19 protein-coding genes and 1 tRNA gene are annotated in these 20890 nt (G+C 61.7%); 13 read left to right on the top strand and 7 right to left on the bottom strand.

Going from position 1 to position 20890, the window contains the following annotated elements; all coding sequences use genetic code 11:
• Window positions 1-10 precede the first annotated feature (10 nt).
• Window positions 11-664, top strand: coding sequence for a LysE family transporter (locus ACRWA7_RS20765; RefSeq protein WP_438395818.1), 654 nt, complete (start codon window positions 11-13; stop codon window positions 662-664).
• Window positions 665-836: 172 nt separating this feature from the next.
• Here ACRWA7_RS20765 and ACRWA7_RS20760 read toward each other — a convergent pair whose 3' ends face one another.
• Window positions 837-1145: a hypothetical protein gene (locus ACRWA7_RS20760; RefSeq protein ID WP_060817097.1), complete on the bottom strand. Its 309-nt coding sequence runs from the start codon at window positions 1143-1145 to the stop codon at window positions 837-839.
• A gap of 393 nt (window positions 1146-1538) precedes the next feature.
• Window positions 1539-1700 (bottom strand): hypothetical protein, encoded by a 162-nt coding sequence (locus tag ACRWA7_RS20755; protein WP_167353894.1) that lies wholly within the window; start codon window positions 1698-1700, stop codon window positions 1539-1541.
• 626 nt (window positions 1701-2326) lie between these two features.
• On the opposite strand from ACRWA7_RS20755, the gene ACRWA7_RS20750 reads away from it, so the two are divergent.
• From ACRWA7_RS20750 to trmB, 4 genes are all read left to right on the top strand, one after another.
• The gene (locus ACRWA7_RS20750) at window positions 2327-2647 is read left to right on the top strand and encodes an EthD family reductase (RefSeq protein WP_438395816.1); all 321 of its coding nucleotides are present in this window, start codon (window positions 2327-2329) and stop codon (window positions 2645-2647) included.
• Window positions 2648-2754: 107 nt separating this feature from the next.
• On the top strand, window positions 2755-3327 hold the full coding sequence (locus tag ACRWA7_RS20745; RefSeq protein WP_060817100.1) for a YggT family protein: 573 nt from the start codon (window positions 2755-2757) through the stop codon (window positions 3325-3327).
• A gap of 61 nt (window positions 3328-3388) precedes the next feature.
• Window positions 3389-3463: transfer RNA gene (locus tag ACRWA7_RS20740), tRNA-Gly, on the top strand.
• Window positions 3464-3602: 139 nt separating this feature from the next.
• Complete coding sequence (gene trmB, locus ACRWA7_RS20735) at window positions 3603-4358, top strand: tRNA (guanosine(46)-N7)-methyltransferase TrmB (protein WP_438395814.1); 756 nt, start codon at window positions 3603-3605, stop codon at window positions 4356-4358.
• Between the two features lie 104 nt (window positions 4359-4462).
• Here trmB and ACRWA7_RS20730 read toward each other — a convergent pair whose 3' ends face one another.
• The 3 genes from ACRWA7_RS20730 to ACRWA7_RS20720 form a co-directional block, all read right to left on the bottom strand.
• On the bottom strand, window positions 4463-5296 hold the full coding sequence (locus tag ACRWA7_RS20730; protein ID WP_060817102.1) for an undecaprenyl-diphosphate phosphatase: 834 nt from the start codon (window positions 5294-5296) through the stop codon (window positions 4463-4465).
• A gap of 81 nt (window positions 5297-5377) precedes the next feature.
• Window positions 5378-5977, bottom strand: coding sequence for a DUF1439 domain-containing protein (locus ACRWA7_RS20725; RefSeq protein WP_438395812.1), 600 nt, complete (start codon window positions 5975-5977; stop codon window positions 5378-5380).
• A 38-nt stretch (window positions 5978-6015) separates the two neighbouring features.
• The gene (locus ACRWA7_RS20720) at window positions 6016-6321 is read right to left on the bottom strand and encodes a YkgJ family cysteine cluster protein (RefSeq protein WP_438395810.1); all 306 of its coding nucleotides are present in this window, start codon (window positions 6319-6321) and stop codon (window positions 6016-6018) included.
• A gap of 138 nt (window positions 6322-6459) precedes the next feature.
• Between ACRWA7_RS20720 and hemN the strand changes: the two genes are divergently transcribed.
• From hemN to ACRWA7_RS20705, 3 genes are all read left to right on the top strand, one after another.
• Window positions 6460-7833: an oxygen-independent coproporphyrinogen III oxidase gene (gene hemN / locus ACRWA7_RS20715; RefSeq protein WP_438395808.1), complete on the top strand. Its 1374-nt coding sequence runs from the start codon at window positions 6460-6462 to the stop codon at window positions 7831-7833.
• 121 nt (window positions 7834-7954) lie between these two features.
• Window positions 7955-9127 carry an efflux RND transporter periplasmic adaptor subunit gene (locus tag ACRWA7_RS20710; protein ID WP_438395807.1) on the top strand — a complete coding sequence of 391 codons (1173 nt, stop codon included), beginning with the start codon at window positions 7955-7957 and terminating at the stop codon, window positions 9125-9127.
• 14 nt (window positions 9128-9141) lie between these two features.
• Window positions 9142-12357, top strand: a complete 3216-nt coding sequence (locus ACRWA7_RS20705) for an efflux RND transporter permease subunit (RefSeq protein ID WP_438395806.1) — start codon at window positions 9142-9144, stop codon at window positions 12355-12357.
• A 52-nt stretch (window positions 12358-12409) separates the two neighbouring features.
• Here the strand turns inward: ACRWA7_RS20705 and ACRWA7_RS20700 are convergent, their stop codons facing one another.
• Window positions 12410-12871, bottom strand: coding sequence for a DUF2442 domain-containing protein (locus tag ACRWA7_RS20700; RefSeq protein WP_438395804.1), 462 nt, complete (start codon window positions 12869-12871; stop codon window positions 12410-12412).
• Entirely contained in the window at window positions 12855-13106 is a 252-nt protein-coding gene (locus ACRWA7_RS20695; protein WP_075643224.1) for a DUF4160 domain-containing protein, read from the bottom strand. The genes ACRWA7_RS20700 and ACRWA7_RS20695 overlap by 17 nt, the downstream gene beginning before the upstream one ends.
• Window positions 13107-13400: 294 nt before the next feature.
• Here ACRWA7_RS20695 and ACRWA7_RS20690 point away from each other — a divergent pair, with 294 nt between their 5' ends.
• The 5 genes from ACRWA7_RS20690 to xdhC all read left to right on the top strand — a co-directional run bounded on the left by ACRWA7_RS20690 (window position 13401) and on the right by xdhC (window position 20871).
• Window positions 13401-14789, top strand: a complete 1389-nt coding sequence (locus ACRWA7_RS20690; RefSeq protein ID WP_438395803.1) for an amidase — start codon at window positions 13401-13403, stop codon at window positions 14787-14789.
• Window positions 14790-14937: 148 nt separating this feature from the next.
• A complete protein-coding gene (locus ACRWA7_RS20685) occupies window positions 14938-15450 on the top strand; it encodes a disulfide bond formation protein B (protein WP_438396721.1) in 513 nt (170 codons plus the stop codon).
• 363 nt (window positions 15451-15813) lie between these two features.
• The gene (gene xdhA, locus ACRWA7_RS20680) at window positions 15814-17316 is read left to right on the top strand and encodes a xanthine dehydrogenase small subunit (protein ID WP_438395801.1); all 1503 of its coding nucleotides are present in this window, start codon (window positions 15814-15816) and stop codon (window positions 17314-17316) included.
• Between the two features lie 67 nt (window positions 17317-17383).
• A complete protein-coding gene (xdhB, locus tag ACRWA7_RS20675; protein ID WP_438395799.1) occupies window positions 17384-19834 on the top strand; it encodes a xanthine dehydrogenase molybdopterin binding subunit in 2451 nt (816 codons plus the stop codon).
• A gap of 11 nt (window positions 19835-19845) precedes the next feature.
• Window positions 19846-20871, top strand: a complete 1026-nt coding sequence (gene xdhC / locus ACRWA7_RS20670) for a xanthine dehydrogenase accessory protein XdhC (RefSeq protein ID WP_060817111.1) — start codon at window positions 19846-19848, stop codon at window positions 20869-20871.
• Window positions 20872-20890: the final 19 nt, after the last annotated feature.

Here is a 20890-nt window from a genome sequence, read left to right as displayed (position 1 = left end):
GAAAGCCTGGATGCACGCGTTGCCATTGCTGTCGGATGGATTTTTTCTGTCGTTGTCGCTGTGTCTGGATATCGGTATTGCAAACGTCGCGATCATCTCGCTGACGCTTTCCCACGGATTCAAGCCCGGCATGATGCTGGGCCTCGGCACCTGTTTCGGGGATCTCGTGTACGCCGCGCTGGCGCTCGCGGGCATGGCGGCGTTGCTCCAGTTCGACGCCGTGCGCTGGATCGTATGGATCGGCGGCTCGATCGTTCTGCTGTTTCTTACGTTCAAGATGGCGCGTGAGGCGCTGTACCCGGCTTCAGCGCCTCCGGTGGAAGGCGAACCCGATCTTGCGACGCCGCGTCCGCCGTATTTGCGCAGCTTCTTGCGTGGCGCGTTGCTGGCGGTTTCATCGCCGAGCGCCATTCTCTGGTTTGCCGCCGTGGGCGGCGCGCTGATTGCAAAAGCGGGCGCAACCGGCAAGCTGAGCGCTTCGGTGTTTCTCACCGGATTCTTTTGCGGCGGCCTCGCGTGGACCGTGTTTATCTGCGCGCTTGCAAGCCACGGCCGCAAGCGCGCGGGAACGGCGTTACTGCGCGCTTGTCACGTGTTGTCGGCGGTGCTGTTCGCATACTTCTCGTACAGCGTTATCGTGCATGGATATCGTGATCTGATTTGAAGAGCGTGCCGGCGTTCTCCTGCAACTGCATCAGCCGGCACGCCCGCAAACGAACCGTATCTGCATTACCAGCGCGGAAAGACCGGCCCGCAAAGCAAAACGGCGCAACACGACTCGATCGTGTTGCGCCGCATTTATCAGCTTGCAACGTAGCCAGCCGCCCTATGGCAGGTCAATGACGCCAACCGCCATAACCGCCGCGATAACCGCCCCGATATCCATAACCGCCGTGATAACCACCCCAGTACGGCCGGCGATAATACCCCCCGCCGACGACAACCGCAGGCGGCGCGTAGACCACGGGCGGCGCGTAATAAACAGGCGGCGGCGGTGGTGCGTAATACACCGGCGGCGGTGGCGCGGCATACACCGGATATGCCGGCACCCCAATGCCGATCCCCACGGACACATGAGCTTGAGCCGCACTCGTAAAGCCTGCGCCGAGAGCAGCGGCAATCAGAAACGGAACTAATTTTTTCACTTTTCTTCTCCTCGCCGCAGGACCCGTGCACACGACGGGACAACGCAACGACATGCACTCAATGTAGCGAAAAACCCTGAATCCCACCTTAAGCATTTGTAGCAAATTGCAATTGGCATCGTCTTAAAACTGGGCGCTTTTCTCCCGGTTTCAAGGGTTACCGCCCTTGTCGGCGCATGGCTGCAGCCGCGCAGCGGGTGATATTAAGGATTTGCAGGGCTTTCTACCGATTACGCGTTGCATCAAGCGTTTATTCCAAATGTCACCAAAGAAATGATTGATTACACTTGACTGTCGACGTGCACAAATAACAAAGCCCCGCCGACGGAAAACCATCGGACGGGGCGCAATGCTTTTAAGCCTGATCGGCGACGTGGGCGTCGCCGCGCTTGCCTAGCCCACTTTTACGTAGGCGAATTCGCGCGTGACGCTGGGCGGCACATAAGCCCCGCTGATCCGCACACGTGGTGTGAGCCGTTTGCGTTGATCCCACCACTGACGCCGATGCGTCTCGCTGAGAAAACGAAGATGTTTCCGGTAAGCAAAGATACTCATGACGACTCCCGAACGTTGCGAAACCAGCACTGGCAATCAAGGAACCCAATATGAAGCGCCCTGGACTGTCACCTGCGAGCGAAACGCCGCCTGTTCACCAGTGCGCATCGCGCGATGGATTCGCGCGACAATCAATCCAACCCTTTCGATCAAGCAAAGTCCATGCCTTTTTGTCGCGATTACGCATTCGATGCACATGTGTACAACCGGGCCGGCCGCCGCGCCGTGTGCGATACAAGCGTACCGATGAAAGTGCGTAAGTACGAAACTGCAAGCGAACTTTTCGAAGATCGTCGCCGACATGTCGATATTTGTATTTTTAACCGTTCTCAACGACGCCATTGGTGCGACGGCGAACGCTCAGGAACCGGAACTGCCACTCCGTTTGCTCGACTCACAGCGTGTGGCAACCATCCCAAGGTGCACTCAAGCCATGCTATCGTGATGCCCGGCGCGCCCGCGTGGCAAAGCCGCCGGGGGATTCGGCAGGCGCGCCGGGCGATTGCTTCCAGAACGCCCGTTTGAATGTCCGGGTTGACACCGGACAGAAACGTGTAGAAACGGCCACAAACGCCCAAGGATCCGGCCGCCTTCGACGCCAATCCGTTCAGCTACGAGAAAAAACAATGATCAAGGTCAGCTTTTTATATCCGTACAGCGAGAATGCGCGCTTCGACATCGATTACTACTGCTCGCACCACATGCCGTGGGTTGCCAGCTTGCTGGGAAGCGCATTGAAAGGCTGGTCCGCGGACGCCGGCGTTGCGGGCGGTGCGCCGGGTTCGAAGCCTGCGTATGCGGGCGCGGGTCACCTGCTGTTCGATTCCGTCGATGCCTTCACGGCGGCCGTCGCGCCGCACATGAAAGCATTCACGGACGATATTCCGAATTACACCGACGGCGATCCGCCCGTTGTGCAGATCAGTGAAATTCGCGCGAGCAGCTAAACGGCTGACGCGCCATGCGGCCGGTGTCCCCGCGCCGCTTTTATACTGCCCTCGTGATACCCCGCGCGGCCGCGAGCGCCGCGCTTTTGCCTCGAAAAGGAATTGAGATGTTCGGCGAGATCGCCCGTTTTGTACTCAACACTGTCTTTACGCTGTTTGGCGCCGCGCTGTTGCTGCGCGCCTGGATGCAGTTCGTCCGCATGCCGCCGTACAACCCGGTGTCCAACGCCGTGATGCAGGCCACCAACTGGCTCGTCCTGCCGTTGCGCAAGATCCTGCCGGCCACGAAGTCAGTTGATCTGGCGAGCATCATTGCGGCGTTCATTGCTGCGCTAGTATTCCTGATCCTCATGGTGCTGCTCGCGGGCGTCGATGCAGCGGGTCTTCCGGTGCTGCTTCCCACGCTGCTGCTGGTCGCGGTGATCACGGTCATCAAATGGGCGCTGAATCTCATCATCTGGATGACTATCCTGATGGCGCTGCTGTCGTGGCTCAATCCTCAATCGCCAGCCATGCCGCTGCTGTATCAGCTCACGGCGCCGTTTCTGGAGCCGTTGCGGCGCATCTTGCCGCGCATGGGCGGTATCGATCTGTCGCCCATCCTGCTGTTCGTGATCGTGCAGGTGCTGCTGATGATCGTGACGCGCCTTGCCGTGACGATGACCACGTTCGGCATCTGAAGGCTCGCCGCGGAACCAAGGTTGCGGGAACGCAGCCGTTCCGCGTAAAATCGTGGTCTCTGCGGGCGTCGTATAATGGCCATTACCGTAGCTTCCCAAGCTACAGACGTGGGTTCGATTCCCATCGCCCGCTCCAGTCCATGAAATGCAAAAAGCCGCCCTCGCAGGCGGCTTTTTGATTTAAGGCGGCGTGGTTGTTCACTGCGGTTCACTGCCGTTTACTGCCATACCGCCTTTGTCCCGCCCCGGCTCAACCACAGATTCCATCCTTGCCGATGATCCACGATCCCACCCCAGACCACGACAATGCCAACGCAGCCAATGCGGGATCAAGCGAAGTCGAGCAGACGCCCGAAACCCGCCCGCACCGCCGCATCCGCAGCTTTGTGACGCGCGCGGGCCGGGTATCGACAGGACAACGCCGCGCGCTCGATGATTTCGGCCCGCGCTTCGTCCTGCCGTTCTCGCCGCAACCGCTCGACTGGGACGCCGCGTTTGGCCGCAGCGCGCCGCGCGTGCTTGAAATCGGCTTTGGCATGGGCGGGACAACAGCGGAAATCGCCGCAGCACGCCCAGCCGATGACTTCCTGGGCGTCGAGGTGCATGAGCCCGGCGTGGGCGCGCTGCTCAAGCTGATCGGCGAACAAGGGCTGTCAAATATCCGGATCGTCCAGCACGACGCAGTGGAAGTGCTCGAGCAGATGATCGCCGGTCAAAGTCTTGACGGTGTCCACATTTATTTTCCGGACCCGTGGCACAAGGCGCGTCACCACAAGCGCCGTCTGATCCAGCCAGCGTTTGTCGCGCTGCTGGTGTCGCGGCTGAAGCCGGGCGGCTATCTGCATCTCGCGACCGACTGGCAAAACTACGCCGAGCAAATGCTCGACGTGTTGTCAGCCGAACCGGCGCTGGAAAATACATCGGATGCGGGCTATGCGGCGCGTCCCGATTATCGGCCGGTAACCAAGTTCGAACGCCGGGGCCTGAAACTCGGCCACGGCGTGTGGGATCTGGTCTTCAAGCGGCGCTGATATCGCGCGGCCAAATGCAAAACAGGCCGTTCCGGCTCACGCTGGAACGGCCTGTTTCATTTGCATCGGCCGTTCTGGAATCGGCACAAAGCAACCGCGCGAACTTACTCCGCCCAGCTCAATCCGCCGCTGTACCCCACGATCAGGATCAGCAAGCCAAAACCGATCCGATACCACGCAAACGCGGTGAAATCGTGCGTGGCGACATAGCGCAGCAGCCATCGGATACAGATGAACGCGCTGATGAACGCCGCCACCAATCCGACCAGGAAGAGCCCGAGCGAATCCACTGATAACGTCTTCCAGTCCCTAGCAAGCTCATACAGCGTCGCGCCGAAAATAATCGGGATCGCGAGGAAGAATGAGAACTCGGTCGCGACCTTGCGCTCCAGCCCGAACAACATTCCGCCAATAATCGTCGATCCCGAGCGCGACGTGCCGGGAATGAGCGCGAAACATTGGGCAAGGCCAACCTTCAGCGCGTCGGAGTAACTGAGGTTGTCGACCGAGGTCACGCGCGGAGCGATATTCCTTTCGCGGTTTCGCGCCTCGGCCCACAAGATCACGATCCCGCCCACGATCAGCGCCACCGAAACGGGCACCGGCGCGAACAATACAGCCTTGATGTGTTTTTCAAGCAGAAGCCCCAGCACGATGGCCGGAACGGTCGCAATGATCACGTTGAGCGTGAACCGCCGCGCTTGCGGTTGCGTGGGAATCCCGGCCACGACCGCGCCGATCTTGCGACGGTATTCCCAGACAATGGCGAGGATCGCGCCGAACTGGATCACGACGTCGAACGTTTTTGCCTGCGCGTTCGTGAAGTTGAGCAAACTGCCCGCGACAATCAGGTGTCCCGTACTCGATACCGGCAAGAACTCGGTCAACCCTTCCACCACGCCCAGAATCAGCGCCTTGCAAAATAGAATCCCGTCCATCTGTCCGCCCTTTTGCCATGGTTCGGCCGTCGCCGGCCTGTCGTTCCGGCGCGCCGCGTGCGGACTTGCATCGAAAAAATGCTACTTTTCGACGATTTGCACGCGTATGCCGTTTGTAAGGACGGTGATTGTACCGGGTTCGTAATTCACTCCGGCAAACTGCAATTGTTCGGGCTTGAACGTGTAGATAGGGTAACGATCCAGAAACTGCGTCGCGATGACCGCGCCCGCCGCGTTGATCTGCTGGGTGTACTGCGCGGCGTCGCCCGTTACCTGGCTGTCGTCGACTGTCGGCGACATCAGGATGACCGAATGACTGGCGGCGTCGTAAGCAAGCTGGCTCGACAGCGTAAAGACGCCCGTCACCGGATTTGGCATGAAAGGCGTTGCCAGACGCGCGTCGACGCGCACGGTAATGCGGTTGCGGTCCGGCGCGAGGCCGACCAGCGGATTGGCCAGCGTGACATCGAAAATCTGCGATGCCGTGCGTTGAAACGGAAACTTGCGCTGCACGGCGTCCTGGACTTCTGCCCGGCTGAACGTGTAGTGATCCGGAATGAACGGGAATATGGATGCAGCGCGCGCAGGGGTCACGCTTTGCGTTCCCAACGCCACCGCGCTTGCTCCGCCCAAAGCCGCGAGCAGGAACCGGCGCCGCTTCGGCGCAACGGCTTGAGTCATGCGAGATTCTCCAGTGACTTGAATGAGCATTCGACCATTCAGGCGCGCGCGGGTTGCGCGGGTTGTGTATCAAATTCAAGCTGCTGTAGCCAGGCGAGCGCGTGGTCACGGGTGTTTCCGCACATCGGCTCCGATGGCTTGAGGCCCGAGCAACACGCCGGCCGTAGTGGATCGCCGAAAATCGCGCAGCGCAAATCCTCTCCGAGTTGCACGCAGCGCAAGCCCGCCGGCTTGCCGTTGGGCATGCCGGGAATAGCGCTCGAGATGGACGGCGCGATACAGCACGCGCCGCACGCTTCGCGGCAGGCGTGGACGGAATTAATCGGATTGGAGACAACGGCCATGGATCGGACGGCTTTTTCAATAAACGTAACCCTGCATTGTGCCACCGCGTGTCAAGCCGCGCGGCTGCGGCGTTATCACGCAAGAATCGTGGAAATTTGTCGGCTAGACTCGAACGATCTATTCATGGCCTGTCAGCAATGTCCCTCTTTCGCCCCGATCTGCTCACGAAATATGACGCGGCCGGGCCGCGCTACACCTCGTATCCGACCGCCGTTCAGTTCACCGAATCCTTCGATCGCGATCATTATCTACGGGCGGCGGCGGACAAGGACGCGGCGCCGGCAGATCTCTCGCTGTACTTCCATATCCCCTTCTGCGACACGGTGTGTTTCTATTGCGGCTGCAACAAGATAGCAACGAAAAACCGCGGACACGCGCGGCCGTATCTTGATCGGCTAAAACGTGAAATTGCCTTGCAGGCAGCGTGTTTCGATACAACCCGTCCCATCTCGCAATTGCATTGGGGCGGCGGCACGCCGACGTTTTTATCGCACGAGGAAATGACCGAGCTGATGGTCGCGACCGGCGAATCGTTCCGGCTCCTTCCCGACGCGCAAGCCGAGTATTCCATCGAAATCGATCCGCGCGAGGCGTCGGCGGAAACCATTGGCGTATTGCGGGAACTGGGCTTCAACCGGTTGAGCTTCGGCGTGCAGGATTTCGACCTGCGCGTGCAGCAAGCGGTCAATCGCGTGCAGCCGTTCGAGATGACCGAAGCGGTAATGTCGGCGGCGCGAGCGGAGCAATTCAAGTCGGTCAGCGTGGACCTGATCTACGGATTGCCGCATCAAAGCGTGGAGAGCTTCAGCCGCACGCTCGATACGATCATAGGCCTGGCTCCGGACCGGCTGTCCGTTTTCGGCTATGCGCATATGCCGAGCCTTTTCAAGATGCAGCGGCATATTGAAGAAACCACCCTGCCCTCGCCCGCCGTGCGTCTTGCAATACTCGAACGGGTTATCGAGAAGCTGACCGGGGCGGGTTACGTGTATATCGGGATGGATCACTTCGCGCTTCCCACCGATGAACTCGCGATTGCCCAGCGTGCCGGGACGCTCCAGCGCAACTTCCAGGGCTACAGCACGCAGGCGGATTGCGACTTGATTGGCCTGGGCGTTTCGTCCATCGGCAAAGTCGGCGATGTTTATGCGCAGAACGCCAAGGACATGGGCGGATACGCGGCGGCAATCGACCGGGGCGAGCTGGCAATTGCGCGCGGTGTGCGGCTTGGCGCCGACGACCGCATGCGGCGCGACATCATTGCCCAACTGATGTGCCAGTTTTCGCTGCGCTTCGACGCCGTCGAGGCGGTGTATGGCATCCGGTTTCCCGTGGCGTTCGCAAGTGAACTGGAACGGCTGAAACCGCTCGAAGCCGACGGACTGGTAGAAGTGACGCGTACCGGCATCAACGTGCTTGCCGACGGACGCATGCTGGTGCGCAACGTGGCGATGATCTTCGATCGCTATCTCGCCGGAAACGCCGAGCGGCGTTTCTCAAGAACAATCTGATTTGATCTGAACCTGGCCGCGCTTGCAGCGCCCGCCTGCTCGCGATACCTTTGGCAGCTTTGCCGCCCGTCGCCGTGAAACGCGCTATCGTGCGGCGTGCTCCACGTTCCACAGGCAGGCAATGCATTTATCTAGAAAACGGGCAAGCGTTATTGCGGCTATCGTCATCGTCATCCTGCTGGCGATTGGCGTCGTGCATTCGCTGCGCAAACGCGCAACAGCCAATGCGCCCGCGCCTTCTTCGGCCAATGAACCGGTCATCGAATTCACGCAGGACGATCTCACTGCCGTCGCCCGCCATACGCTGTCCGAAACACTGCCGCTCACCGGCTCGCTGCGCGCGGTCACGCAGGCGGCAGTGAAAGCGAAAGTCGCCGGCTCGGCGCTCGATGTCCGCGCGCGAGAAGGCGATACGGTCAAGGCCGGACAAATCCTGACCACGATCGATGCCCGCGATTACGCCGCGCGTGCCGACCAGTCGCGCGGACAAATGGCCGCGATGGCCGGACAACTCGACATCGCGAAACAGACGCTGGAAAACAATCGCGTGCTGGTGGAAAAAGGCTTCATCTCGAAAAATGCCTTCGATACCGCCCAAAGCCAGTACGCCATCGCCGCGGCGAATCTGGCCGCGGCGCGCGCGGCGTTGTCGTCGTCGAACCTGTCGGTGGCGGACACCATCGTGCGCGCGCCGTTCGGCGGCCAGATTGCGTCGCGTAACGTGGAACCGGGCGAACACGTGGCGGTCGACGCCAAGCTTTTCGATATTGTCGACCTGACCCAGCTCGAACTAGAAGCACCCGTGCCGGTAGGCGAGATCGGACGCGTGCGGATCGGCCAGCCGGTGCTGCTTCGTTTCGATGGAATCGATTCTCCCGTCAACGCCACCGTCACCCGTATCAATCCGGCCGCGCAAGCCGGCTCGCGCTCGATCATGATCTACGTCCGCGTGGCGAACCTGCAATCGACCTTGCGCATCGGCATGTTTGGAACTGGCAGCGTGATTGTCGGCAGCACGGCGAATGCGGTGGTCGTGCCGGCGACGTCCGTTCGCACGGACGGCCCGCGCCACAGCGTCTATGCAATAACGAACGGCAAGCTGGTCGAGGTTCCCGTGACAACCGGCGCGACCGGCGACGCCGGCGGGTCGAGCTGGACGGAACTCGTGAATGCGCCGCTTAGCGAAGGCCAGCAGGTTGTTAAGAACAATCTCGGCGCCTTGCGTATTGGCAGCGCGGTGCGTCTGGTGGGCGCCGGCGTGAGCGCTGCGTCGTCACCCGTCACTTCCAGATAGCGGGGCCGCGGATCATGTGGTTCACGCGAATCAGCATCAACAACCCGGTTTTCGCCGCCATGATGATGGCGGCGTTTCTCGTGATCGGCCTGTTTTCGTATCAGCGGCTAAAGGTGGATCAGTTCCCCGACATCACGTTTCCTGTGGTTGTCGTGCAGACGGCGTATCCGGGGGCATCGCCGGAATCGGTCGAATCCGATGTCACGCGCAAGGTCGAAGAAGCGGTCAACACGATCAGCGGTATCGATGAAATCTCGTCGCATTCGTACGATGCGTTGTCGGTCGTGATCGTCCAGTTCGATCTGTCGGTGAACGTGATGCAGGCGGCGCAGGACGTGCGCGATAAAGTGGCGCTGATCCGGCCCGATCTGCGTGACGGCGTGAAGGAACCGCGCGTGTTGCGCTACGACCCGGCCGATATGCCGATTGTCACCGTCGCGGTTTCGAACGCGCCGGGTTCGTCGCTGAGCACGCGCGATCTCACGACCACCGCTGACCAGATCGTGCGCAAGCGCCTGGAAACGGTGCGCGGCGTGGGATCGGTGAGCATTGTGGGAGGTGTGAAGCGGCAAGTTCGCATAGATGTCAGTCCCGACCGGCTGCAGGCGCTTTCCGTTGGCGTGGATCAGGTGATACGCGCCGTGCAGAACGAGAACCAGGAAATCCCGGCGGGGCCGCTGACATCGGCGGGTATCGAGCAAACCGTGCAGGTGAAAGGCCGTTTCCAGACGCCCGATGATTTCAAGCGGATCATCGTCGCGCGGCGCGGCGCGTCGAATGCGGGTCACGCCGTCACGCTCGATCAGGTCGCGCAAGTCGTCGACGGGCAGGAAGAACCCGACAGCATGGCGCTGCTCAACGGGAACCGGGCGCTGTTTTTATCGGTGATCAAGGCGCAGGGGGAGAACACCGTCGACGTCGCCAGCGGCATTCGCGCCGAAGTCGAGGCGCTGCAAAAGTCCGTGCCGCCGGGCGTGAAGCTCGACATCACCGACGATTCGTCGCGCGAAATCGAAAACAGCGTGAGCGAGGTCAAGGGCACGTTGCTCGAAGGCGCGCTGCTCACCATCGCGATCGTGTTCCTGTTCCTCGGCTCGTGGCGCAGCACCGTGATCACCGGCCTTACGTTGCCGATTGCGCTGATCGGCACCTTCGCGTTCATGTACATGGCCGGATTCACGATCAACGTGATCACGCTGATGGCGTTGTCGCTGTGCGTGGGACTGCTGATCGACGACGCAATCGTGGTGCGCGAGAACATTGTCCGGCATGTTCAGCTTGGCGCGGATCATCGCGCCGCCGCGCTCGATGGCACGAAGGAAATCGCGCTTGCCGTGCTGGCGACGACTTTTTCGATCGTTGCCGTGTTCCTGCCCGTGGGGTTCATGAGCGGCATCATCGGACGGTTCTTTCATCAGTTCGGCGTCACGGTCGCGGCCGCCGTGCTGATCTCGATGTTCGTGTCGTTCACGCTCGATCCAATGCTTTCGTCGATCTGGCCCGATCCTGCGCTTCACGTCCGCGGCACGAAATATCTGGCGCGCTTTCTTGCGTATTTCGAGCACGGCGTGGAACGGCTCGCACAGTTTTATCAACGTCTGCTCGGATGGTCGCTCCGGCATCGAGTCGCGACCCTGGTGGTTGCGGCAGCGACTTTTGTCGGCAGCCTTTTTCTCGTGCCGTTGATTGGCACCGAGTTCGTGCCCAACGCCGATTTCTCCACCACGCAGATTGGTTTGAATACGCCTGTGGGAACGTCGCTGGAAGCGACCGCCGAAAAGGTTCGGCAAGTCGAAACCGTGCTCGCGCAGTACCCGGAGGTCCGTTACAGCTACGCCACCATCAACTCGGGCAACGCACAGGGCAAGAACAACGCGCTGATCACCGTGCACTTGAAGGAACGGCGCGATCGCACGCGGGGCGTGCAGGAATTGAACCAGGTGTTTCGTGAACGGTTGAAGAACGTCGCCGGTATTGTCGTGACCGAAATCGGCATGTCCGACGGCGCGGGCTCAGCCAAGGCCGTCCAGTTCAGTCTTCAGGGTGACAACCTCGACGAGTTGCGCCGTCTTTCGTCCGACGCGCAACAACGCCTGCTGAAAATTCCCGGCCTTGTGGACCTCGACGCGAGCCTGAAAGACGACAAGCCGATTGTCGCCATCGACGTACGGCGCGAACTCGCCTCGGACCTGGGCGTAGGCGTGTCGGAAATCGGTCAGGCGCTGCGTCCGCTGCTTTCGGGCGACGCCATCAGCACATGGCGCGCACCGGACGATCAGGATTACGACGTGAGCGTGCGGTTGCCATCGGCTGAACGGCGCAATGTTGACGACTTGTCCAGGCTCATGATCGCCACTAGCCGCACCGATGCCAACGGCGCGCCGCTGCTCGTGCCGTTGCGCCAGGTTGCCGCAATCGCTGAAACCACCGGGCCGGATGTGATCAGCCGACGGGATCTGTCGCGGGAAGTGGAAATCTCCGCGAACGTGACGGGACGCTCGCCGGGCGAAGTCGCCGCGGACGTCAAGAAGACGCTCGACGACATGCATCTTCCAGCCGGCTACCGATACCGCTTCGGCGGCTCCACAAAGAGCATGAACGAGTCGTTCATCTACGCGGTCCAGGCGCTGGCGCTCGCCGTCATCTTCATTTACATGATCCTTGCCTCGCAATTCGGCAGCTTCCTGCAGCCGCTTGCGATCATGGCGTCCCTGCCGCTGACGCTGATAGGCGTGCTAGCCGCGCTGCTGCTGTTCGGTAGCACCCTGAACATGTTTTCGATCATCGGCTTCATCATGCTGATGGGGCTCGTCACGAAGAACGCGATCTTGCTCATCGACTTCGCAAATCAGGCGCGGCGAGGAAGCTTGCTCGATGCTTCCGGCCAAGGTCACGCCGTGAGTTACGCCATGACCCGCCGCGACGCGCTGCTTGAGGCTGCGCGCGTGCGTCTGCGGCCAATCCTGATGACCACGCTCGCAATGATCTTCGGCATGCTGCCGCTCGCGCTCGGTCTGGGCGAAGGCGGCGAACAGCGTGGGCCGCTTGGCCAGACCGTGATCGGCGGCGTGATTACTTCGTCGCTGCTGACGCTGGTTGTCGTGCCCGTGGTGTACACGGTCCTTGATGACTTCGGCGTGTGGGTATCGAGGAAATGGCGGCGCAACGGCAATTCCACAGCGAATGCCGGGACGCTCGAACGTCCACGCGATGCCGACCGATTGCCGTAAGCGCGGGTAGAAAATCCCCATGGCGGCTCGACCCCGGCCGCATGCGCGACGGCTATTTTTTCTCCCGGATCAAACCCGCTTCCTCGCTCCCCGTAACGGCCTTGCGCGGGCGGCCGCCGCGAGCGCCGTTCGCTCTTGCGGCTTCCGCCTTCGCAGCGCTGCGGCTGGCACCGCCGGCCTTGCCCATTCGCCTCGCCATGAACGATCGGGATCCAAGCACGCCCGCGAGCAGCGGAAGAACGAGGATATCGGTGTCAACGGCGGGGAAATACAGGCCCGTGCCCGAAGCCGTGATCTCGATCAACTCCAGGTCGTCATTCGACGCGTTTTCCAGGCCCTGAATCAACCGGGCCGGAATGGCGAATGATGCGCCGTTCGACAGTTCGATGGAAAGCCGCCCATCTTCTGGACGAAATATTGCGGCCAGCGCCACCGGATTCTCGGCGACGTACTTGCGCGAGCGCTCTTCGGCTTCGCGCATCTCGCGTTCGGTGATTTCAACTAAAGCAGTCATGAAGTGTCTTCCATTCAGTGCACAGCGAGCCGACTACGTTTTGCATTCGGCGGGCGAAGGTGTTGGCAGCGGTCTGTGAAAATCCGTGGTTCCTGAGCAAGGCTGGCGGTCCATGCGGACATTGCAAGTTAAAAACTGCATGTTGATCCCCGTCCAGCACATGTACGTGGGCAGGCAAGTGATCATTGAGATAAATCACGACGCGGGCAGCGCCGATGCGAAAAATCGTTGGCATAGGTTCACTCTATCCGTTAGCAGCGCTCAAGTAAACCTAAGCGCTTAGGTTTTTTGGCACTGTTGTTTTCTACCTTCAGACAACCGCGCGGCAGGCCGTAATCAAAGCTTATGGAACGTGCTGCACCGCCGCTATCAGCCGGATGGCTAACGTGCCCATTTTTCGGGCCAGCAGGCCATTGCAGCCGGGTATTCGTTACCGGGCTGGCTTAGAATGACAGCCACTTTCGGGGAAGGCTGGCTCACTGCGGGTTGCCAGTCGATGCCCCGTTCACGCCACTGATTCTGGTCGACCATGCCTATTACTTCGTCCCAAACTTCGCCGCAATTCGCACCGCTCGCGCAACTCGCTGCAGCCCTTCGCGACGGCAGGACCACCAGCCGGGAACTCGTTGAACAGGCGCTCGAACACATTGCCGACCCTTTGGGACAAGGTTCCACGGCTTTCATCCACGTCGATGCCAACAGTGCCCGCGCAGCCGCCGACGCTCATGACGCGCTGCGCCGCGCGGGCACTGTCCTTTCACCGCTAGCGGGCATTCCGGTCTCGATCAAGGATCTTTTCGACATTGAAGGGCAGGTCACGCGCGCAGGTTCCCGCGTGCTGGCCGACGCACCACCGGCCAGGGCCGACGCAGTCGCCGTCGCGCGGCTGCGCCGTGCAGGCGGAGTGATTGTCGGGCGAACCAACATGAGCGAATTCGCGTTCTCCGGCCTGGGCCTGAACCCGCATTATGGAACGCCGCGTTCGCCGTATCGGAGCGATGTGGCTGGCGACGAACGCATTGCCGGCGGATCGTCTTCCGGCGCGGCGGCATCGGTTGCCGACGGCATGGCCGCCATTGCGCTTGGCACCGATACCGGCGGATCCATCCGTATCCCGGCCGCCCTCTGCGGGCTGACCGGTTTCAAACCGACCGCCGCGCGCGTTCCCACGCAGGGCGGCGTGCCTTTATCCACAACGCTTGATTCGTTTGGACCGATAGGGTTGTCGGTAGCGTGTTGTGCGCTGGTCGACCGGATTCTGGCCGGCCGCGACGCCGTCGTGCCGGCAACCCGCCCGCTCGACGGCGTGCGTCTGGGCGTGCTGACCAACTTCGTGATGGATGGCGTCGACGAGACGGTCGCCAGCGCCTATCGCGCCGCTATCGGGCATTTATCGGCAGCGGGGGCGCTGGTGGAAGACGTGCGTTTTGGACCTCTCGACCGCATGGGCGAGATCAGCCGCTTCAGCTTTGCGTCCATGGAAGCTTACGCGTGGCACCGGCCACTGCTTGCGGCACATGCGGACCAGTACGATCCCCGCGTCCGCACGCGAATCGTGAAAGGCGCGCCGGCAAGCGCCGCTGACTATCTCGACCTCTTGCAGGCGCGCGCCGGCATGATCGATCAGGCGCGCACGTTGTGGCAGCGGTTCGACGCCATCGTGTGTCCCACCGTGCCCGTCGTCCCTCCACGCATTGCCGACCTCGAACGCGACGACGAAGCGTTTGGCCGGATCAATGCGCTGATCCTGCGCAATCCGTCAGTCTTCAATTTCCTCGACAGTTGCGCGTTGTCGCTGCCCTGCCATCCGCGAGGCGACGCTCCCGTCGGCCTGATGCTGGCCGGCGCGCCCCTTGGCGACGATGCATTGCTTGCCATCGGCCGTGCGGTCGAAGCCGTGCTTGAAACCACCCGGTAGACAAAGCAATCGACCCGACACCTGAAAACGCCCCGCAAACCGTCCCGAATCCAGGATCGCGATAGAATTCCGTCGCCGGATGCGCACTTTCAGGTGCTTTTTTCTCGAACAATTCGGAAATATGAATAACTCCTTGAATCACTTCACCATGCACGGAGACGATCGCGTGATTCGCCGCGAGCGGCGGCTGCTGGTCTTGCTTGCCGTGATAAGCCTCGGGCTGGTTGGCGGGGCGCTGTATCTCCAGTTCGTGAAAGGCGAGGATCCTTGTCCGCTTTGCATCATCCAGCGCTACTTTTTTGTGCTGATCGCGGTGTTTGCGTTGCTTGGCGCGTCGTTCAAAGGCTGGCGCGGCATCGCGCTGCTTGAAGTGCTTGTCGCGCTTTCGGCGTTGGGCGGCGTGGTCGCGGCCGCGCGTCACGTCTATGTGCAGGCGCATCCGGGCTTCAGTTGCGGCTTCGATGCACTCCAGCCAGTGGTGGATTCCCTGCCGCCCGCGCAGTGGCTGCCACAGGTATTCAAGGTCGCCGGACTGTGCGAAACGCCGTACCCGCCCATTCTCGGTCTCTCGCTTCCGCAGTGGGGCCTGATTGCCTTTGCCGTGATGTTCCTGGCTGTTGCCGGGAGTTTGTGGACGAAGCGCAGATTGCGGGCATCCTGAAAGGCGGATTCGGCGATGGTTGGAGCCTTCGCCGAAACAACACAGATCGATTTCCCGCACTTGGTCGATCAAAGCACCGTATAACCGGGAACATCCCGCGCACGCACGCCATCCGGCCGTCTCAGGCCAGAAATCCCCTCCGGCCCAGGGGCGCTTTCGCCCATCTCGCGTCAATCGTGGCCTCGCACGCTTTCTGCTCTCATTAGCTTCGTCACATAGTCTGGATACGTTCGCCGGAATATTTTCGAGATATTGCGGTGATATCTTATTTTCTGGATGGCGATCCACGTGCGCTCTTTCGGCTGGACTTTCAAAGCCGATTTCGCGTAACGCGCGCCCGATCCGCAATGTCTCGGACTCTATATGACAACGCAAACCATCCGGTTCTTCCAGCACGGCGCACTGCGCGAAGTGCACGACGTCCCCGCCACCCGCACGGTGCTCCAGCATCTGCGCGAACACGATCAATGCACCGGCACCAAGGAAGGTTGCGCCGAAGGCGATTGCGGCGCGTGCACGGTCGTTATCGGCGAACTCGATGGTGACGGGCAACCGGTCCTGAAAGCCGTCAACGCCTGCATCCAGTTCATGCCGACGCTCGATGGCCGCGCGCTCTTCACCGTGGAAGATCTGCGCGCGAAGGACGGCACGCTGCATCCGGTCCAGCAGGCCATGGTCGAATGCCACGGTTCGCAATGCGGCTTCTGCACCCCGGGCTTCGTGATGTCCATGTGGGCGCTCTATCAGAACCAGCCCGCCGGCGCCGGCATGCCAACCCGCGACGAAATCAACGCCGCGCTCTCCGGCAATCTCTGCCGCTGCACGGGTTATCGGCCGATCGTGGATGCGTCGCAGAAGATGTTCGAGTACCCGCGCGCACCGCTCGATCGCGACGTGCTCAAGGATCGGCTCGAATCCATACGACGCAAGGACACGCTGGAATACATCGCGCCCGACGCACGCGGCGCCGCGTTCGGCCGTCCGACGTTCTTCGCGCCGGTAACGCTCACGGAGTTCGCGCGGCTGCGCGCCGAGCACCCGGACGCGCGGATTCTCGCGGGAAGCACGGATGTGGGCCTCTGGGTCACCAAGCAATTCCGCAATCTCGGCGATATTCTTTTTATCGGCAATGTGGCCGAGCTCAAGTCTATTACCCGCGACGCACAGTGGCTGACCATTGGCGCGGCGGCGTCGCTGGAAGACGCTTACGGCGCGCTCTCGGCTGTTTATCCGGAACTCGCCGAGTTGTGGACGCGCTTTGCGTCGCGGCCGATCCGCAACGCCGGCACGCTCGGCGGCAATGTGGCGAACGGCTCGCCCATTGGAGATTCCATGCCCGCGCTGATCGCGCTCGATGCCGAAATCGTGCTGCAACGCGCCGCCAGAACGCGCAGCATGCCGCTCGACAAGTTCTACCTCGGCTACCAGAAATCCGCGCTGGAACCGGGTGAATTCGTGGCGGCGATTCGTGTGCCGCTGCCATCGGCGAACTTGCGTTTCCGCACCTACAAGGTCTCCAAGCGCTACGACTCCGACATCTCGGCCGTGTGTGCGGCGTTCGCCATAACGCTCGATGGAACCCGCGTGAGCGCCGCGCGATTTGCGTTCGGCGGCATGGCGGCGACGCCGAAGCGGGCATCGAATGCGGAAGCCGTTTTGGTGAACCAGGAGTGGAACGAGGAGAACGTCGAGGCCGCCATGCGCGCGCTCGACATCGACTACCAGCCGCTCACCGACATGCGCGCGTCGAGCGCGTACAGAAGCAAGGTGGCGCGCAACGTGCTGCGGCGTTTTTTCCTCGAGACGCGCGCGCACGAGCCGCTCGCCCTTCACGACGTCAACGCGTTCGCGTTCGACGTGCAATGAGCCGCATGATCTTCATCGGCGCCGCAAGCCGCATAAACGCTGCACCAAAAGCACCAAGGACCACGCGATGAACAAGCGTACCGATCCCCTTCTCGACAGCGCCGCCGACAGCGAAATCACGGCGCGCACCGGCGAAACTTTCGACGCGGCATCGGCGAAAAAGCCGGAGCGCGCGGCGATTGGCGTCGGCTTGCCGCACGAATCGGCGAATCTTCACGTAAGCGGCGAAGCGACCTACGTGGACGATATTGGCGAAGTGCGCGGCACGCTGCACGCAGCGCTCGGCCTCTCGCGGCATGCGCACGCGCGAATTGTCTCGATCAACCTCGACCTCGTGCTGGCCGCGCCCGGCGTGATCGCGGTCTTTACCGCCGACGACATTCCCGGCGAGAACAACTGCGGTCCCGTGCTGCACGACGACCCGATCCTCGCCCAGGACGAGGTGCACTATCTCGGACAGCCGGTGTTCGCGGTGATTGCGCAAACGCATGATCTCGCGCGCCGTGCCGCGGCGCTTGCGAAAAGCGAGGAAGTGATCCGCTACGAACCGCTCGACGCCATCCTCACACCGCGCGATGCCAAGGCGAAAAAAGCCTTCGTGCTGCCGCCGCTGCATCTGAAACGCGGTGATCCGGACGGGAAAATGGCGTCGGCGGCGCATCGGATCCAGGGCGAATTCGAAGTCGGCGGGCAGGAACAGTTCTATCTGGAAGGACAGATTGCCTATGCCATTCCAAAGGAACATGACGGACTGCTTCTCTACAGTTCAACGCAGCATCCGAGTGAAATGCAGCATTTGGTCGCGCACATGCTCGACTGGCCAACGCACAACGTCCAGTGCGAATGCCGCCGGATGGGCGGCGGTTTCGGCGGCAAGGAATCGCAGTCGGGCATCTTTGCGTGCATCGCGTCGCTGGCGGCGCATTTGCTGCACAAGCCGGTGAAACTGCGCGCCGATCGCGACGACGACTTCATGATCACCGGCAAGCGCCACGACGCCGTCTACACCTACGAAGCCGGTTTCGACAACGACGGCCGCCTGCAAGGCGCGCGCGTGGAAATCGCGTTGCGGGCGGGTTATTCGGCGGATTTGTCGGGCGCCGTGGCGACTCGCGCGGTCTGTCACTTCGATAACGCGTATTTCCTGAAGGACGTCGATATCACCGCGTTGTGCTGCCGCACGAACACGCAATCGAACACGGCGTTTCGCGGTTTCGGCGGTCCGCAAGGCGCGCTCGTGATGGAAGTGTTGATGGACGAAATCGCGCATCGATTAAAGCGCGATCCCGTCGATGTCCGCCGCGTGAACTACTACGGTGTCCATGATCGCAACATGACGCCATACGGCCAGACCGTCGAAGACAACGTGCTCGAGCCGTTGACCGACGAACTGGTGGCATCGAGTGCTTATGTGCAGCGGCGCCACGCAATCGCCGCCTTCAACGCGACCAGTCCCGTGCTCAAGCGCGGCATAGCGTTCACGCCGGTCAAATTCGGCATTTCGTTCAACGTGCCGTTCCTCAATCAGGCCGGCGCGCTCGTGCATGTCTACAAGGACGGCTCGGCGCTCGTGAACCACGGCGGCACGGAGATGGGCCAGGGACTCAACACGAAGGTCGCGCAGGTCGTGGCGAACGCGTTGGGCGTGGCGCTGTCGAGAGTGCGCGTGACTGCCACCGATACCTCGAAGATCGTGAATACATCGGCCACGGCTGCGTCGACCGGCAGCGACCTGAACGGCAAGGCGGCGGAAGCCGCCGCGCTGACCATTCGCGCAAGGCTCGCGGAACTGGCCGCGAAACAGCTTGGCGGACGCGCGGAAGAGGTGCGTTTTCATAACGGCGTGGTGGATGCCAACGGCGGCCAGATGCCCTTCGATCAACTCGTTGCAGCGGCATATCTTGCGCGCGTGCAGTTGTGGTCCGATGGCTTCTATGCCACGCCCAAGGTCAACTGGGATTCGAAAACGCTGACCGGCCAGCCCTTCTATTACTTCGCTTATGGCGCGGCAATCTCGGAAGTTGTCGTGGACACGCTCACCGGCGAATGGCGTTTGCTGCGCGCGGATATCCTCCACGACGCTGGCCAGTCGATCAACCCCGCGCTCGATATCGGCCAGGTGGAAGGTGGATTCGTGCAAGGCATGGGATGGCTTACCACGGAAGAACTCTGGTGGAACCGAGATGGCCGCCTGATGACTCACGCGCCATCGACGTACAAGATTCCTTCGGTAAGCGACATTCCTGCCGCCATGAACGTGAAGCTCTTCGAGAATCAGAACGTCGAGCCGACCGTGTTCCGGTCGAAGGCCGTGGGCGAACCGCCCTTGTTGCTCGGCTTCTCCGTGTTGCTGGCGATTCGCGCGGCCATTGCGTCGGCCGCGCCGGATTCCACCGATGCCCCGGCGTTGCGCGCGCCCGCCACGCCCGAATCCATACTGAACGCTCTGGACGCGCAGGCATCGAGGCAAGTGTTCGAAGTCGCCGCTGACATCGCACAACCGGCCACGGTCAACTAGGAGCGCGCTCAATGCAAGCCTGGCTGCACGATCTGCAACACCTTCTCGCACACGGCGACGCCGTCGTGCTGGTGACGGTTGCGCGCGTGCAAGGCTCGGCGCCGCGCGAGCCGGGCACCAAGATGCTCGTCACACGCGACGAAGCACGCCACACCATCGGCGGCGGGCACCTTGAATGGAAGGCCATTGAAACCGCGCGGCAAGTGCTGAAAGACGGCGCACGTAGTCCTCACATGCGCCGGCTCGAACGCTTTGCATTGGGACCGAGCCTCGGCCAATGTTGCGGCGGCTCGGTTGTGCTGGCGTTCGAGCGGCTGGATATCGGCGATCTGGGATGGGTGACGTCGCTGAACAAACGCCTGGCGCAGGGTCATTCGACCGTGCGCAGCGTCGGCTTCGGTCCTGTTCCGGATGCCGTGATGCTCTCCGATCCCGAGCCCGGCGTGAGCGAGCAGGATTGCCTCCTCTGGGACGGCGCGGGTTTCGATGAAAGCGGCGCCTTGCTGACTGAAACCATTGCGTTGCGGGAATTTTCCGTGGTGCTGTTCGGCGCGGGACACGTGGGCGCCGCGATCGTCAAGGTGCTGGCGAATCTGCCGTGCCGCGTGGTCTGGGTCGATGAACGCGACGAGACCTTCCCCGCGGTGGATCATCTTCCCGGCAACGTCACCATGGACGCCAGCGGCACGCCGGAATCGGCGGTGGACGAAGCGCAGCCGAACAGCTACTTCCTGGTGATGACGCACAACCACGCGCTCGATCTCGCGCTTGCCGAACGCATCCTCCACCGCGGGGATTTTGCGTTTTTCGGCATGATCGGCTCGCACACCAAGAAGGTCCAATTCGAGCGCAAGCTGGCGGCGCGCGGTATCGATGCAATGCGCATTGGCCGCATGACCTGTCCCATCGGCGTGCCCGGCATTGCCGACAAAGCGCCCGAAATGATTGCTGTCTCCGTTGCAGCCCAGTTGTTGCAGAAGGTCGAGGAGCACGCCGCGCGCGGCTACAATTCCGCGCAGCATCCGCAAATCGCGTGATCCAGACCTTTTTGAGCAC

The organism is Caballeronia sp. DA-9 (genome assembly GCF_051615025.1).
In the GTDB taxonomy this organism is placed as follows: domain Bacteria; phylum Pseudomonadota; class Gammaproteobacteria; order Burkholderiales; family Burkholderiaceae; genus Caballeronia; species Caballeronia sordidicola.
Note: the sequence above shows the minus strand (reverse complement) of the source record. Positions and strands in the feature narration are given on the sequence as shown.

Excerpts from the sequence above, each read along its gene's own strand:
- ACRWA7_RS20765 (WP_438395818.1), top strand. The coding sequence starts at position 11 with ATGCACGCGTTGCCATTGCTGTCGGATGGATTTTTTCTGTCGTTGTCG.
- xdhB (WP_438395799.1), top strand. The coding sequence starts at position 17,384 with ATGAACAAGCGTACCGATCCCCTTCTCGACAGCGCCGCCGACAGCGAA.
- ACRWA7_RS20730 (WP_060817102.1), bottom strand. The coding sequence starts at position 5,296 with ATGGACGGGATTCTATTTTGCAAGGCGCTGATTCTGGGCGTGGTGGAA.
- ACRWA7_RS20725 (WP_438395812.1), bottom strand. The coding sequence starts at position 5,977 with ATGACTCAAGCCGTTGCGCCGAAGCGGCGCCGGTTCCTGCTCGCGGCT.
- ACRWA7_RS20710 (WP_438395807.1), top strand. The coding sequence starts at position 7,955 with ATGCATTTATCTAGAAAACGGGCAAGCGTTATTGCGGCTATCGTCATC.
- ACRWA7_RS20705 (WP_438395806.1), top strand. The coding sequence starts at position 9,142 with ATGTGGTTCACGCGAATCAGCATCAACAACCCGGTTTTCGCCGCCATG.
- ACRWA7_RS20755 (WP_167353894.1), bottom strand. The coding sequence starts at position 1,700 with ATGAGTATCTTTGCTTACCGGAAACATCTTCGTTTTCTCAGCGAGACG.
- ACRWA7_RS20750 (WP_438395816.1), top strand. The coding sequence starts at position 2,327 with ATGATCAAGGTCAGCTTTTTATATCCGTACAGCGAGAATGCGCGCTTC.
- xdhC (WP_060817111.1), top strand. The coding sequence starts at position 19,846 with ATGCAAGCCTGGCTGCACGATCTGCAACACCTTCTCGCACACGGCGAC.
- trmB (WP_438395814.1), top strand. The coding sequence starts at position 3,603 with ATGATCCACGATCCCACCCCAGACCACGACAATGCCAACGCAGCCAAT.
- ACRWA7_RS20695 (WP_075643224.1), bottom strand. The coding sequence starts at position 13,106 with ATGCCAACGATTTTTCGCATCGGCGCTGCCCGCGTCGTGATTTATCTC.
- xdhA (WP_438395801.1), top strand. The coding sequence starts at position 15,814 with ATGACAACGCAAACCATCCGGTTCTTCCAGCACGGCGCACTGCGCGAA.
- ACRWA7_RS20720 (WP_438395810.1), bottom strand. The coding sequence starts at position 6,321 with ATGGCCGTTGTCTCCAATCCGATTAATTCCGTCCACGCCTGCCGCGAA.
- ACRWA7_RS20685 (WP_438396721.1), top strand. The coding sequence starts at position 14,938 with ATGCACGGAGACGATCGCGTGATTCGCCGCGAGCGGCGGCTGCTGGTC.
- hemN (WP_438395808.1), top strand. The coding sequence starts at position 6,460 with ATGTCCCTCTTTCGCCCCGATCTGCTCACGAAATATGACGCGGCCGGG.
- ACRWA7_RS20745 (WP_060817100.1), top strand. The coding sequence starts at position 2,755 with ATGTTCGGCGAGATCGCCCGTTTTGTACTCAACACTGTCTTTACGCTG.
- ACRWA7_RS20700 (WP_438395804.1), bottom strand. The coding sequence starts at position 12,871 with ATGACTGCTTTAGTTGAAATCACCGAACGCGAGATGCGCGAAGCCGAA.
- ACRWA7_RS20690 (WP_438395803.1), top strand. The coding sequence starts at position 13,401 with ATGCCTATTACTTCGTCCCAAACTTCGCCGCAATTCGCACCGCTCGCG.